Genomic DNA, 14369 nt, shown 5'->3' with positions numbered 1-14369 from the left:
GGTTGGACTCTCAGCGCGTGGGCAAGTTCCTGTCTTGCAGTGTTCGGGAAGGGAAGGCATCGCACAGGTATTCCACGAAGCGAACAACCTTGGTGCTTGCCAGGCGGCGGGAATGGTGCAAGACCCAGAGTTCGACAGGCCGGTCCGGCAGCTTTCCCCAGACGGACAGGCCTGGTTCAGGGCCCAGGCGCTCCAGCAGTGATCGGGGTATGAGCGCCGCGCCAGCGCCCGCAAGGACGGCATCGCGCACCATAATGAGTGAAGACAGGCCCAGCCTGGCCTGGGGCATGACGGTGCGCATCGTTTTGCCATCGTGATAATGCCAAGGCCCCGGGTCGAAATTATTGCCCAGTACCACGGCGGGCAGGGTGGCCGGTTGACCTTTAGCGTGTCTGGGGCGCGGCAGCGACGAGGGCGCCACCAGCAATATTTCGTCGCGCGCGAAACAGCGGCCGACGAGCGTGGCATCCGGATGCGGATTCACTCTGATGACTGCATCATAATCGTCTTCGATAAGGTTGACGCTGCGGTCTTCGGCAGTGATGGTCAGGCGCACTTCCGGATAGGTCTGGATAAAGCCCGCCGCGATGGGGCCAAACATGGCATGCGAAAACAACACCGGTGCGCTCACCCGCAGCTCGCCTCGGGGTTCGGCGATTCCCGCCGCCACGTCGCTGCCTGCCTCGATGATTTCCCCCAACAGGCCGTGCGTGCGCTCATACAGGGCGCGCCCTTCTTCGGTAAGACGCAGCGCGCGCGCGCCGCGTTCGATCAGCCGGACGCCCAGGCTCTGTTCCAGATCCATCACTCGTCTTGAGAGGGTGGCCTTGGGCCGTCCGGTGACTCGGCTGGCTCTGCCAAAGCCGCCGTGCAGCGCAACGAGATTGAAATCCGCGAGTGAGGAAAGATCCATGCTTGTTCCATATTCAAGACAATATGTACAGATATTAGTATCTTCTCATCGTATTTGAAACAATCTATCGTAGCGTCAAGTGCTTTGTACGCATCATCCTTTTACGCTATCCAGGAGAATCAACATGGCTGTCAATACATTGTGGGATCCGGTGAACCTTGGTCGGTTGGCCCTGCCGCATCGTTTGGCGATGTCGCCCATGACACGCAGCAGGGCCCGTTCTGATGGCACGCCCGGGCCACTGGCCGCGGCGTATTACGCGCAGCGCGCATCGCTCGGATTGCTGATCTCAGAAGGCACCCAGCCTTGCGCCGATGGGCAGGGCTATCTCAATACGCCGGGTATCTATACTGACGCGCATGTGCAAGGCTGGCGGCAAGTGGCGGACGCGGTGCACGCCAGGGGCGGCCATTTGTACATTCAGCTCATGCACGTAGGCAGGATGTCGCATCCGGACAATACGCCGCACGGCCGGCAGGCCGTCTCGTCATCGGCAATCCATCCCAGCGCGCAGATGTATACCGCAGCCGGCATGAAGGATATTCCCACGCCACGTGCCCTGACCCTGGCAGAGATCGCCACAACCGTTGATGATCACCGTCGTGCCGCCAGAAAAGCCATCGAAGCGGGTGCTGATGGCGTTGAGATTCACGGCGCCAATGGATATTTGATCCAGCAGTTTCTGGCGGAAAACGCCAACCACCGCGATGACGCTTATGGCGGCACGATCGAGAATCGCGCCCGCTTTGCCTTGGAGGTCGCAGCCGCTGTCGCGGATGAAATTGGCGCGGATCGCACAGGCATCCGCCTGTCTCCCGGTTCGCGGCTGGGCGGCATCGATGAGGGCGCGCAGGGCGATGAACTGTATCGCTATCTTGTTGGCGAACTTGCGCAGCGGGCATTGGCTTACCTGCATATCGCTCATCATGGCAACGAAGCCTTGCTCAAGGCTATCCGCGCGGCATGGCCCACGACGCTGCTGGTCAATCGCGGGAACCGGCCTCTTGAACTGATCGCACAGGACATTGAGACCGGGCTGGCCGATGTGGCGCCGGTAGGGCGCTGGGCCTTGGCCAACCCTGATCTTGTACGGCGGTTGCGCGAAGGCCTGCCGCTGAATGCCCCCGATTCCAGCACCTTTTATGGCGGCGGCGCCATGGGCTACATTGATTATCCGCCCTTGATGCCCGCATAACGGCCTGCCTGATTTCCCGTTAGAATCTACGTGTCACTACACGGTTCTGAATTCAGCCTCTACGTTAACGGGAGATGTGCATGAGTCAATACAAGATCGCTGTTGTTGTGGGAAGCCTTCGCAAGGATTCGTTCAATCGCAAGCTCGCCAGCGCCATTGCCAAGCTGGCGCCAGCGGACTTTTCCTTCAGTCAGGTCGAAATCGGAGACCTGCCTCTCTACAATCAGGATGATGACGCCAACCAGGCGCCGCCCGTCAAGCGCCTGAAGTCCGAGATTTCGGACGCTCAGGGCGTTGTCTTCGTCACGGCAGAATACAATCGATCCGTCCCCGGCGTGCTCAAAAATGCCATCGACCAGGCTTCACGCCCTTATGGGCAAAGCGCCTGGGCCGGCAAGCCGGCCGGTGTGCTGGGTGTGTCGATCGGCTCAATCGGAACCTCGCTGGCGCAGCAGCACCTGAGAAACACCCTGGCCTATCTCGACATGCCCACCATGGGGCAGCCAGAGGCCTTCATCCATGCCAAAGAGGGCTTGTTCGATGAAGACGGAAATATCGGTGCTGACAGCAAGGCCTTTTTGCAGGGCTGGGTCGACCGCTATGTGGATTGGGTGAAGACGCATAGCGGCTGAGCGGGCCTGAGGCGTTGCGCGCAGGGGCCTGGCCCGCGGCGCGGGGCGTATCAGCTGGGCCGCTGGGCAAGGACGAGCTGTTTGCCGAACCGATTGGCGATTTTCATCGACGGCTTGTCAACGTGCTTGTAGAAGAAGTAGGAAAAGAAATACGTGCCCGAGAACACCGCAGCCAGGCATAGCAATAGCGAATGCGTGTTTTTTCCCATCTCCAGGAAAATATACTTTCCCGCTGTGGCCAGAACGAACGGGTGCAGCAAATATACAGAAAATGACAGCTTGCCTATCCACTCAAGCAGCGCTGCGCCTGTGCCGCGCGATGGCTTGTGCTGGCCGGTGCCTATCAAGATTGCGATCAGTATGCACAGCGAGCCGAGCGCGGGATAGAGGATGGAAGGGTTGGCGTGGGTCGCGAAGACGTGAATCGCGGCCGTAACGGGTTGCAGCCACTGGTAGGACGCGCTGCTCTCAAAGAACCCAACGAGATAGCAGCCGAGCGCGAGTACCGGCAGGGAAACCACGGCCGCCCGGCGTCCGAGCCGCGTCTTCACGGCACCGAAATCGACATGCGCCAATGCGGCTCCCCAGAAAAAAAGACTATAGGTGCTCAAGTTCCTGGGAAGAAAAAGCAGGAAGCTGGCCAGGGCGGCGCAGAAGGCGATGGAAAAACGCCTGTTTCTGCCGATCAGAGCATAGAGCGCGAAGACCAGCAGCGAGCCATAAAACTCGATCGAGATCGTCCACAGGACATAATCGAAACTGCCGTCGCCAAACAGCATGCTGCCGTACAAGGCGGACTTGAGCATTTGGACAAAGCCCAGGCTGGGATCGGGGAAATCAAGGAATGCATTGATGCCGGCTGGCGCGGCGGGGAAAAGATTGAATACGATGCCCAGATAGCCGATGAATACGGCAGCGGCGACAGGCAAGCCCAGCCGCAGATAACGTTTGCTGGCGGCAATGGACACATAGCGATTGTCGTGTGGCGCTTTCTTGATACAGGCGGCGCACAGGACGTAACCGCTCAGCAAAAAGAAAAGCAGAACTGCCGCACCGCCGCGATAGAAGAACGTAAAGGGCGAATTGAAAATATTGAGCGCCAGCGTGGACGCCTGCGCCGGCGTTTGGCCGGAGTGCAATTCGCTGTAATAGAGCAGAAAAACGTGGGAGAAAATGACGCTCAGGGCGGCGAGCCCGCGCAGGGCGTCCAGGGAGTTCGAATGTGTGTTCTTGGCCTTGGTCATCAGACGATACAGCTGTCCTTGATTAAGTGTGGCGATGTCTGGGATGATAACAAACGTTCCCAAAACGGGTCCCGCCGCAGCGTGGCCGTCATGCCGGTATCCACAAATTCCGTTGCTTGATGTTCCAGGCGACCGCGCCCAGTGTGACGGCGCGGATCGTCATGAAGGCAAGCAGGGCTATCCACAGGCCATGGTTGCCGTCAGTGCGGATGGCCCACGCGAGCGGCAGGCAGAGCGCGACGCTGAGCACCATGGCGTTGCGCATTTCCCTGGCGCGCGTGGCGCCGATGAACAGCCCATCCAGCAAATAGCTCCAGACAGCAATCAACGGCAGTACGGCCAGATACGGAAGATACACCTGGGCCGTTGCGCGTACGGCGGGCATATCGGTCTGCATGGCGATAAACAGGTCGCCAAAGAAAGTGAAGAGCACCGCAAACAGCGTACTGATCAGTAGCGCCCAGCCACCTGAGACCACCAGCACGCGCAGCAGCGTATCTTGTCGCCGGGCGCCAATCGCATGGCCGCACAAGGCTTCCACGGCGTGCGAAAGCCCATCCAGCGCATAAGCGCACACGAGCAGGCCATTTAACAACAGGGCATTGGCGGCGACGGTGGCATCACCCAAGTGGGCGCCGCGTATCGTCACCGACAGAAAGACGCAATGCAGCGCCAGCGAGCGAATGAAAATGTCGCGATTGGTCTGCAGCAGCGGGGCCCAGTTTTCCCATCGTCGCATGGCGCGCCAATCGACGGGCGCGGAAATGCGGGCCAGCCGCTTGCGAACCAGAAGCAGGCCTAACGCGACACCCATCCACTCTGCGCAGACGCTGGCGATGGCTGCGCCTTCGACACCCCATTCCAGACCCAGCACCAGCCACAGGACCAGGACAATGTTGCCGATATTGGTCGCCAGCATGATGGCCAGCGGAGCACGGGCGTTTTGCGATCCGAGCAGCCAGCCAATGAGCGCATACTGCGTCAGCGTGGCAGGCAGTCCGAACAGCCGGATGCGAAAGAACTGATGTGCCAGCGTTTCGAGTTCGGGCGAAGGCTTCATGATGTCGAAGGCCACGGTGGCAAGCGGGAGTGCCGCGATAGCCAGGATCGCGGCGAGTATCCAGGCGAGCGCAAGGCTTTGCAGAAAGATGCGGCGCATCGCGCCGCCATCGTTTTTTCCGGCGGCCTGCGCGGCAAAGCCTGTTGTGCCCATGCGCAGAAAGCTGGTCAGGGAGGCCAGCACGGTATAGAAACTGGCGCCGACCGCTACGGCGCCCAGTTGGTGCGCATGGGGCAGATGCCCCACGACCGCGCTGTCCACCAGCGCGACAAGCGGTACCGTCAGGTTGGAGAGGATCATGGGCAGCGCCAAGGCCCACACTTTGGCGTGCGTGGCACGATCGCGCCACGCACGCAGGATATGGCTCGCCGTTGTCGCCGTCACGGCGAGGCCGCCGCATTGCGGCGCCAGCAAGCGATCTGTACATCCACGGTTACCGACAACGAGGTCAATGCCATGGCCTTGGCCCGGCCTTCGGTACTGGCGCGATAGAGATGCGGGGTCATGGCCAGCAAGTCAATGATTTGTTCCTTGCTGGCGAGATCGAGACGATAGCGCGTTGTGGTGACGGTTTGCTGCGTGAAGCCTTCTGGCGCCGCTGCCGTCAGGCGTCGCCCCGCCTTGAGCGTGGGATAGATGATTTCCCGCAGTTCGCGCAGATGATCGGGGCCGGCATCGACCTTGATCAGCAGGCCGCCCGGTTTGAGCACTCGTGCAAACTCCGGGTAAACGGGAAAACCAAACACGCACAGCACACGGTCAAGTGTTGCGTTGCATACAGGCAGACAGGCATTGCTGCCCACGACCCAGCCAGGGCGTTTGTCCTGCCTGGCGGCTGCCTGGACCGCCCATTTGGAGATATCCAGGCCCAGCATGGCGATGGGTTGTCGATCGCCCGCCGCCCTGGCGAGCTGACGCAGATAATAGCCTTCGCCGCAGCCGGCATCCATGCACGAGGCGATGGTATTCGGCGGCAGCGCTTCCAGCGTTGCTTGAGCCATGTCCGCCGCAATGGGCTGGTATCCCCCGGCATTCAGAAAGCGCCGCCGGGCCGCCACCATGTCTTTGCTGTCGCCGGGGTCGCGCGAGCGCTTCATCTGCACGGGAAGCAGATGGGTATAGCCCTGGCTTGCGACATCGAAGCTGTGGCCCGCTTCGCAACGCCAGATTGCGCCATGGCGCGCCAGTGGCTTGCCGTCCAAAGGACAGGCGAGCGCCTCAAAGGGGGTAATCATGCGTACTCAAAAAAAGATACCAGTTTATTCGGTTTCAGTGACGGCACCCTGACAGTCGGCGCAGCGGGCGGTGTCGGCACTTGGCGCCAAATACACAAGGTATCATTCACATAATCCTTGGAGAGAACCCCCGTGAACGCACAGACTGTGACCCTTCCCACCGATATCCATTGCGCCAACGACCGGCCTTTTGTTCTGTTCGGCGGCATCAATGTACTCGAATCCCGAGATCTGGCATTACGTGCTGGCGAAACCTATCAGCGCGTAACACGCAAGCTTGGCATTCCTTACGTGTTCAAGGCCTCTTACGATAAAGCCAACCGTTCGTCCATTCACTCTTATCGCGGTCCGGGCCTGGAAGAGGGGCTCAAGTTACTGGAGGCGGTCAAGGCGGAGTTCGGCGTACCGGTCATCACCGATGTACATGAGCCCTGGCAGGCAGCGCCGGTTGCGGAAGTGGCGGATGTTCTTCAATTGCCTGCCTTTTTGGCACGCCAGACCGATCTGGTGGTCGCGCTCGCCAGAACGGGGCGCGTCATTAACATCAAGAAGCCGCAGTTTCTCAGCCCGACGCAAACGCTGAATATTGTCGAAAAATTTCAAGAAGCGGGCAACGAACAATTGATTTTGTGCGATCGGGGTACGTGCTTTGGATACGACAACCTTGTGGTCGATATGCTGGGCTTTGGCGTGATGAAAAAAGTATGCGGTAATCGCCCCGTGATTTTTGACGTCACGCATGCCTTGCAGCAGCGGGATCCATTGGGCGCGGCGTCGGGCGGGCGCCGGGAGCAGGTCGCCGACCTGGCGCGCGCGGGGCTGGCCGTTGGTCTGGCAGGCCTGTTTCTGGAAGCGCACCCCGACCCGCGCAATGCCAAATGCGATGGGCCCAGCGCTTTGCCGCTGGACAAGCTTGAGCCGTTTTTGTCCCAGCTGAAGGCGCTGGACGATCTGATCAAGTCGTTTGCGCCGCTGTCCATAGAACCGTGAGCAAGGCGGCGCAGCGCGGGTTGTAGTGCGCGGGCCTGGTCGGTGCGTCCAGGCGGGCGTGGGCTTAGTTTGCCCTTTAAAAAATCAGGCCGACGCGGGGTTCAGGCGCCGCCGTTCTGGAATATACTGTTTATATGAACAGTATAAACAGAGCTTCCCATGAAAATCTCTCCGATAAAAGGCCGGGGCAGCATCTCTAACCACACCCCGCGCTATCAGGCATTCCAGCGCGAGGCGGTTGACGACGAATGGCCCGGCAATGACGCGGAGGCGCCGGCCAGGCCTGCGACCACGGTGTATGCCGAAACGGCCAGGTCGATTATTTCGCGCAATCAGTCGCCCGACATCTATTTTGATCAGTCCATCAATCCCTATCGGGGCTGCGAGCATGGCTGCATCTATTGTTATGCGCGGCCAACACATGCTTATCTGGATCATTCTCCAGGGCTTGATTTCGAGACCCGGCTATACGCCAAGCACAACGCGGCCGAGGTGTTGCGCAAGACCTTGTCGCATCCTTCTTACACGCCGCGGTTCATTGTGCTCGGCGCCAATACCGACCCCTATCAACCTATAGAGCGGCGCCTGCGCATTACTGAATCCATTCTGCGTGTGCTGGATGAATTCAACCATCCCGTTGCCATCACGACCAAGTCGGCCTCGATCACGCAGGATCTGGCGCTGCTGGCCCGCATGGCCAGCAAAAACCTGGTGCGTGTCAGCCTTTCAATCGGCACGCTGGATGGCGAGCTGGCGCGCACGCTGGAGCCGCGGGCCAGCGCCCCCCATGCGCGCATGCAGGCCATCCGCAGATTATGCGGGGCGGGGATTCCAACCGGCGTGATTGTTGCGCCTGTCATCCCATCGTTGAATGATCACGATATGGAAAAAATCCTGTTTGAGGCAAAGGAGGCGGGCGCGGTGGATGCCTGGTACGTACTGCTGCGCCTGCCGTCCGAAGTCGCTGGCTTGTTTCAGGAATGGCTGCAGACGCATTATCCGCTGAAGGCCGCTCACGTCACGAATCTGATCAGGCAGATGCGCGGTGGCAAGCTTTACGACGCGGATTTCGCAACGCGGATGAAAGGCACGGGTATTTTTGCCGAGCTCATAGAACAACGGTTTCGCCGCGCATGCGTCAAGGCTGGCTTAAACCGGGAACGCAGGCCGCTGGATATTTCCCGCTTTCAATGTCCCGTGCCGGTCGCGCCTCAGCTCAGTTTGTTCTAAGGCAAAAACGCGCGGTTTCTCATCTCGAGCCTGTGATCGATATGGACAGAACCGGGTTGCGCCGCCTTGTCCTCCCCACCTGAAACAAGGGTTAACCCTTGAAAAAAAGCGTTCCACATTTTTCATAATGGATATACAGTTGCGAGGCAATACCCGGCAGCAACCTGGCAGTGATCACTAAAAGGCGAAAAAGGGGGTGTGGATGACTACCGACGATCTTGAAATCAGGAACATCGATCAATCGCTGCACAACCAGGACCTTGCGCCCTTGCCGCATGCGCGGCGCAAATGGACGTGGTTCGAAATATTCAACGTCTGGTCCAACGATATCCAGAGCCTGTTCGGCTATACGCTTGCGGCAACGCTGTTTATCTCTTACGGGCTGAGCGGTACGGCGGTATTTGCGGGCATCATTCTCGCGGGTTTTATCGTGATGGTGCTGGTCAATTTAACCGGCAAGCCCAGCGTCAGGTATGGCATCCCTTATCCTGTGATGGCGCGCGCCAGCATGGGCGTGCGCGGCGCCAATTTTCCTGCGCTGATTCGCGGCATTGTGGCGATCTTCTGGTATGGCGTACAAACGTATTTCGCGTCTACCGCAGTTGCGCTGCTGCTCAATTCACTGTTGGGCACATCGGGCGGGGCGACCTTCCTCGGCATGACCGGGATCGATTGGATCTCGTATACCTTCGTGGCCTTGTTCCAGATCGGGCTTTTTGTGCGCGGGATAGACTGGATTGCCCGTTTTCTGAACTGGGCAGGGCCTCTGGTGTATGTGGTCATGGTCATTTTGCTGGCCATTATCTGGATCAAGGCCGGCAGCGGCCTGCCGGCAGAAGTTGATCGCATCTTCCAGGGCAAGGGCGATTACGCGGGGGGGCCGGTGGCCGCGTTCGCGGCGGTGGTGGGCACCATGGTGGCCTATTTCGCGGCCGTTATCATTAACTATGGCGACTTCTCGCGCTTCGTCAAATCCGAGGGGCACATGCGGCTGGGCAACTTCTTGGGCCTGCCAATAAGCCTTGCCTTCTTTTCTTTCCTGGCGCTGTTCATCACGGCGGGCACTGCCGTGCTGTTCGGCGAAACGCTCACCAATCCCACCGATATCGTCGGCAAGGTGGACAACCTGCTGCTGACGGTCATCGCTGCGCTGACCTTTTTTGTCGCGACGGTGGGCATCAACCTGGTCGCAAACTTCATTCCACCGTCTTACGACCTGGCGAATCTGGCGCCCAAGCATATCAGCGCGCGCACTGGCGGCCTTATTGCCGCCGTCATTGCGTTCTTTATCGGTGGGCTTTGGGTATCGGTGATCAGTCAGATGGGGATTGCCGGGTTCGTGGACACGCTGGGCGCATTGCTGGCGCCGCTGTACGGCATACTGGTCGTGGACTATTACCTGATCAGGCGCCAAACCCTGGATGTGCAGGCCCTGTTTTCGGCAGATCCGGCCGGTGCTTATTACTACACCAAGGGCTGGAACAGGAAGGCGCTGGTGGCTTTCGCCATCGCAGCCCTATTTTCCGTGGCGTCCGTCTGGACGCCTGCCCTGCAGGCCCTGTCAGGATTTTCCTGGATCTTTGGCGCGCTGCTGGGCGGGGCGCTGCATTATCTACTGATGCGTCGCAGCGCGTTGCGCTGAAGTGCTGTTGGGCGGCATGTCGGCTGCATTGCCGGACAGCGCCGCGCTCAGGCTGTAGAGGGGGGCGAACGACTCGGCCTGCGCCATGGGCCAGGCGGTCCGGAAAATCGTATGGCGGAATTTTCCGGTTAGCAGTTCGCCCTTTTCCAGGTCGGGAAAAAGGGCCGACAGCACGCGAACTTCGCCATTGGCAAGCCGCTTGGCGATGTGGTGGGGCCGCAGATCGCCCGGATGCTTCAGGCCAGCCGCGCCCAGCAGCTCAGCCAGGGCGTTCAGGGTATTGGCATGATAGTTCCGTACCCGCACGGACTTGTCCGTCACGTCAAGCCCTTTCTGGCGCTCCGGATCCTGTGTGGTCACGCCGGTGGGGCACTTGTCGGTATGACAGGCTTGCGCCTGTATGCATCCTACCGAAAACATAAAACCGCGTGCGCTGTTGCACCAGTCGGCGCCCAGCGCGAAGGCGCGCACCATGTCGAAGGCGGTAATGATTTTGCCGGAGGCGCCCAGCTTGATCTTGTCGCGCAGATTTATGCCGACCAGCGTATTGTGCACCAGGCGCAACCCTTCGCGCAGCGGCGTACCGACATGGTCCACGAATTCGATGGGCGCAGCGCCCGTACCGCCCTCGGCGCCATCGACCACAATGAAGTCGGGCGTGATGCCTGTCTTGAGCATGGCTTTGGCGATGGCAAACCATTCCCACGGATGGCCGATGCACAACTTGAATCCCACGGGTTTTCCGCCGGAGAGCGCGCGCAGCTTGGCGATGAAATGCATGAGCTCAATGGGGGTGCTGAAGGCGCTGTGGCTGGCGGGTGAAACGCAATCCACGCCCACGGGAACGCTGCGCGCGTCAGCGATCTCCTGACTTACCTTGGCGCCAGGAAGAATGCCGCCGTGACCTGGCTTGGCGCCTTGCGACAGCTTGATTTCGATCATCTTGATGTTGTCCAGGTTGGCGCGTTGCGCAAAGGCCTCTTCGGAAAAATGACCCTTGCTGTCATTGCAGCCGAAATAGCCGGAACCGATATTCCAGATGAGCGCGCCATGATGCTCAAGGTGGTGACGGCTGACGCCGCCCTCGCCGGTGTCATGCGCAAAATTCCCCATTGCAGCACCCTTGTTCAGTGCCTTGACGGCATTGGCCGACAGCGCGCCGAAGCTCATGGCCGAAATGTTGAACACCGACAGCGAACAGGGGCGCGTGCAGTCGGGCCCGCCCACATTGATACGAAAATCGCTGTTCTCGGGATGTGTCGGCTCCATGGAATGGTTGATCCATTCGAAGTCGGTCTGGTAGACATCGCCCTGAGTGCCGAAGGGGCGCTTGTCGATCTGCTGCTTTGCGCGTTGATAAACGAGCGAGCGGTCCACGCGGGAAAATGGCGCTTTGTCGGTATCGTTCTCAAAGAAGTATTGGCGCATTTCCGGTCGAATCATCTCGAAGAAATAGCGCAGATTGCCGATGACGGGGTAGTTTCTGCGCACAGCATGGCGCGTCTGGCGCATGTCGTAGATGCCCAGCAGCATCAATGCGCCAAAAATACAGGCGGGCAGCAGCCACCAGGGGCTGAACGCCAGGCCCAGAATCAGGAACAATATTGTTCCGGATACGACTGCATAGAAAGCTGAGTGGCGTGTCAACAAGTGTTGCATGCTGCTCCTTTATGATGTGGTGAATAGGCCCGGCGTGCACATGCGCAAGCAGTACGACATCGCCAGTATACGAAGTCTCCACAGCAGGCCAGCATTTCCGGCCAACTGACCATCGCTCGCGCACGGATTGAACGGATGGCGGTGGCCGTCGTTGCGAGGCGGATGGATGTGGCGCGCTTTAATTATTAGCGATTACTATGAAATTTGGAATAATGAATTCATTTTTGCCATATTTATCTCTTCATCCGTCTGTCACATACTGAACCCGTCAAAACAAAGTCTTGATCCAGAACGCATTAGCCGCCTGGTTTATTTTTGAACGGAGTTCTTATTATGAAAGCCCTTACTATCGCAGCCATGCTTGCTTTTTCAACTGTCGCGGGCGTTGCCCACGCTGCTGCCGATACCCCTAAAACACGCGCCCAGGTCGTGGCCGAACTGCACGAAGCTCAGGCCCAGGGCCTGGTCACGCTCGGCGAGCAAGCCTATCCCGTTGAGCGTGCGTCATCCACCCTGCGTCGTGCTGAAGTGCTGGCAGAATTGCAGGCAGCTGAGGCAGCCGGCTATGTCACGGTGGGTGAAGACCTGCAATACCCAGTGATTGCGCAGCAGTCTGACAAGAGCCGCGCCCAAGTGAAGGCGGAGCTGAATCACTACGCTTCCAGCCATGCCAGTTTTGTGGGTGCCTGATTGACCGGGGCCATGTCTTGCCCCTGACACGAGCGCGGCGCACCGGTGATGTCAGTCGGTGCGCCGCGTTTTTGCAGGGTCAGCCCTGCTTTTTGTCCCGCAGCACGCCGCCCGGCGGCGTAGCATTTTCGCCTAAGACCTTCCCATTCACTGTTTGGCCGTACAGACTGTTCGGCGTGTCGTGAAACGCCTTGCGGGTTTCTTCGACGGATCCATTGAAGCGGGGATCCTGCGGGCGGTCATGGCTGTTCATGTAATACGCAACATCCCACGCCTGCTGGTCGGTCAGCGTGTTGCCTTGTCCCAGCGGCATGTTGTGTTTGATGAAGGATGCCGCGTTGGCTACGCTGTGCATGCCGGCGCCCCAGTTAAAGGATTCATCGCCCCAGAGCGCCGGGAATACCATCTTTCCGTTGGCCTTTTGCCCGGCGCCATCCGCACCGTGGCATAGCGCGCAATGCTGCGCGAAGACGGCCTTGCCGCGCGTATAGTCGGGCTTGCTGGCGGGCTTGTCCAGTTCAGGATAGCCTTGCCCTTCAAGTTTGACGCCAGTTGGCGCGCCTTGGGCCAACCAATACATATAGCTTTCGAGCGCGACAATGGTTTCGCTGTCGGCGGGTGGCATGGCGCCATTCATGCTGTACTGGAAGCAGCCCTGCAGGCGTTCGGCCAGCGTGTTTACGTGTTTGTTCTTGTCCCGATAGGCAGGATAAAGCACGTAGGCCGCCCAAAGGGGGGCGGAGTTCTTCTGGCGTCCGGCATCCAGGTGGCAGCTCGCGCAATTCAGCGCGTTGCCAACATACTCTTTGGCGTACTTGCTGGTATGCAGAAAGATATTCTGTCCCTGTCTGACGGTCTCGCCGAATGGACCGTCGGGGATGGCATCGGCGTCAACCGGCGTAAATGCAGGCGCGGCGGGCTTGGCTGGCGCGCTGTCTTTGGCGGTTGCGGATGGGTCGGCAGTTGCGGCTGCCTGCTGGGCGAACGCTGCAGGCGAGGCGGCACAGCACAGCGCCAACCCGATGGCGGCACGAAACAGCGCCGCGGCGGAGGGTGTGAATAACGGTTTCATTGTTTGCCTCCCTTGTCGGTGGCGGCCTGAATCGAGGTGGGCAGCGCTGAAAAGTAATCGGCGACGGCAGTCATCTGCGCATCATTCATACGGCTGGCGATATCACCCATCAGCGACTGGGGCCCGGGATCGCGCTTTCCTTCTTTCCAGGCAAGCAATTGATCCCGGATATATTTGGCAGGCTGGCCGGCCAGCGCCGGAAAATGCTCGCCGACGCCCACGCCGCCAGGTCCATGGCACTGGACACAGGCGGGAAGATTGTGGTCCCAGTCGCCACGGTTGGCCAGCCACGCGCCGATGTCGTCCTTGGCAGGATAACTGTCTTCATGGTCAGCCAGGGCCTGGCTGTCGAAAGGGGCGGGCAACTGCGCGAAATAAGCGGCCGCAGCCTGGATCTGGGCATCGTTCATGGCCTTGGCAATGGGGGCCATGGCGGCGTTCTCACGCTTGCCAGACGCCAGATCTTTCAGTTGCAGCGCCAGGTAGGCGGCGTTCTGGCCGGCCAGGTAGGGAAAGCCGGCCGCCGCCATGCCTTCGCCTTGGGCCCCATGACAGGTTGCACAGGCAACGACGCCTGCCGCGCCGGAGGTGGCCAGCGCCTGTCCGTCTGCGATAGGGTCGGCCAGGGCAGGCCCGGCACCGGCAAGGGCCAGGCAGAAGGTGATACAGACTGGCGCAAGAGATGGGCGGGATGAAATGGCTTTTGCCATGAATGCCTCCTGCTGAGTGCAGCGGGCCTAAGGGACAACCGGAGGAAGGAGAAGGGATGCTGCACCGGGATTAAAAACAACGCTCACCGAGCTTAAG

13 protein-coding genes are annotated in these 14369 nt (G+C 59.7%); 6 read left to right on the top strand and 7 right to left on the bottom strand.

Going from position 1 to position 14369, the window contains the following annotated elements; all coding sequences use genetic code 11:
- Positions 1 to 10 precede the first annotated feature (10 nt).
- On the bottom strand, positions 11 to 913 hold the full coding sequence (locus ERE07_RS16045) for a LysR family transcriptional regulator (RefSeq protein WP_130010051.1): 903 nt from the start codon (positions 911 to 913) through the stop codon (positions 11 to 13).
- A gap of 124 nt (positions 914 to 1037) precedes the next feature.
- Between ERE07_RS16045 and ERE07_RS16040 the strand changes: the two genes are divergently transcribed.
- Both ERE07_RS16040 and ERE07_RS16035 read left to right on the top strand, forming a co-directional pair.
- On the top strand, positions 1038 to 2108 hold the full coding sequence (locus ERE07_RS16040) for an alkene reductase (protein WP_130010050.1): 1071 nt from the start codon (positions 1038 to 1040) through the stop codon (positions 2106 to 2108).
- An 80-nt stretch (positions 2109 to 2188) separates the two neighbouring features.
- Positions 2189 to 2740: an NADPH-dependent FMN reductase gene (locus tag ERE07_RS16035; protein ID WP_130010049.1), complete on the top strand. Its 552-nt coding sequence runs from the start codon at positions 2189 to 2191 to the stop codon at positions 2738 to 2740.
- A gap of 50 nt (positions 2741 to 2790) precedes the next feature.
- Here ERE07_RS16035 and ERE07_RS16030 read toward each other — a convergent pair whose 3' ends face one another.
- The 3 genes from ERE07_RS16030 to ERE07_RS16020 are packed head-to-tail and all read right to left on the bottom strand — an operon-like array spanning position 2791 to position 6279.
- Positions 2791 to 4047, bottom strand: coding sequence for an acyltransferase family protein (locus tag ERE07_RS16030; RefSeq protein ID WP_130010048.1), 1257 nt, complete (start codon positions 4045 to 4047; stop codon positions 2791 to 2793).
- A gap of 25 nt (positions 4048 to 4072) precedes the next feature.
- Positions 4073 to 5428, bottom strand: a complete 1356-nt coding sequence (locus ERE07_RS16025) for an MATE family efflux transporter (protein ID WP_209021164.1) — start codon at positions 5426 to 5428, stop codon at positions 4073 to 4075.
- Entirely contained in the window at positions 5425 to 6279 is an 855-nt protein-coding gene (locus ERE07_RS16020) for a putative RNA methyltransferase (RefSeq protein ID WP_130010047.1), read from the bottom strand. Before ERE07_RS16020 ends, ERE07_RS16025 begins: the two co-directional genes overlap by 4 nt.
- A 132-nt stretch (positions 6280 to 6411) precedes the next feature.
- Between ERE07_RS16020 and kdsA the strand changes: the two genes are divergently transcribed.
- The 3 genes from kdsA to ERE07_RS16005 all read left to right on the top strand — a co-directional run bounded on the left by kdsA (position 6412) and on the right by ERE07_RS16005 (position 10141).
- Positions 6412 to 7269, top strand: a complete 858-nt coding sequence (gene kdsA / locus ERE07_RS16015; protein WP_130010046.1) for a 3-deoxy-8-phosphooctulonate synthase — start codon at positions 6412 to 6414, stop codon at positions 7267 to 7269.
- A 159-nt stretch (positions 7270 to 7428) separates the two neighbouring features.
- Positions 7429 to 8499, top strand: a complete 1071-nt coding sequence (locus ERE07_RS16010) for a PA0069 family radical SAM protein (protein WP_130010045.1) — start codon at positions 7429 to 7431, stop codon at positions 8497 to 8499.
- Positions 8500 to 8701: 202 nt separating this feature from the next.
- Positions 8702 to 10141, top strand: a complete 1440-nt coding sequence (locus ERE07_RS16005) for an NCS1 family nucleobase:cation symporter-1 (protein ID WP_130010044.1) — start codon at positions 8702 to 8704, stop codon at positions 10139 to 10141.
- Here ERE07_RS16005 and ERE07_RS16000 read toward each other — a convergent pair.
- Positions 10112 to 11800 carry an FMN-binding glutamate synthase family protein gene (locus tag ERE07_RS16000; protein WP_130010043.1) on the bottom strand — a complete coding sequence of 563 codons (1689 nt, stop codon included), beginning with the start codon at positions 11798 to 11800 and terminating at the stop codon, positions 10112 to 10114. The genes ERE07_RS16005 and ERE07_RS16000 overlap by 30 nt on opposite strands.
- A 333-nt stretch (positions 11801 to 12133) precedes the next feature.
- Between ERE07_RS16000 and ERE07_RS15995 the strand changes: the two genes are divergently transcribed.
- Positions 12134 to 12490 (top strand): DUF4148 domain-containing protein, encoded by a 357-nt coding sequence (locus tag ERE07_RS15995; RefSeq protein ID WP_130010042.1) that lies wholly within the window; start codon positions 12134 to 12136, stop codon positions 12488 to 12490.
- Positions 12491 to 12569: 79 nt separating this feature from the next.
- Here ERE07_RS15995 and ERE07_RS15990 read toward each other — a convergent pair whose 3' ends face one another.
- Together ERE07_RS15990 and ERE07_RS15985 are read right to left on the bottom strand one after the other, a co-directional pair.
- Complete coding sequence (locus ERE07_RS15990) at positions 12570 to 13562, bottom strand: c-type cytochrome (protein WP_130010041.1); 993 nt, start codon at positions 13560 to 13562, stop codon at positions 12570 to 12572.
- Positions 13559 to 14272 carry a c-type cytochrome gene (locus ERE07_RS15985; protein ID WP_130010040.1) on the bottom strand — a complete coding sequence of 238 codons (714 nt, stop codon included), beginning with the start codon at positions 14270 to 14272 and terminating at the stop codon, positions 13559 to 13561. Before ERE07_RS15985 ends, ERE07_RS15990 begins: the two co-directional genes overlap by 4 nt.
- Positions 14273 to 14369 lie beyond the last annotated feature (97 nt).

This window comes from Allopusillimonas ginsengisoli (genome assembly GCF_004153455.1).
GTDB lineage: Bacteria > Pseudomonadota > Gammaproteobacteria > Burkholderiales > Burkholderiaceae_B > Allopusillimonas > Allopusillimonas ginsengisoli.
Note: the sequence above shows the minus strand (reverse complement) of the source record. Positions and strands in the feature narration are given on the sequence as shown.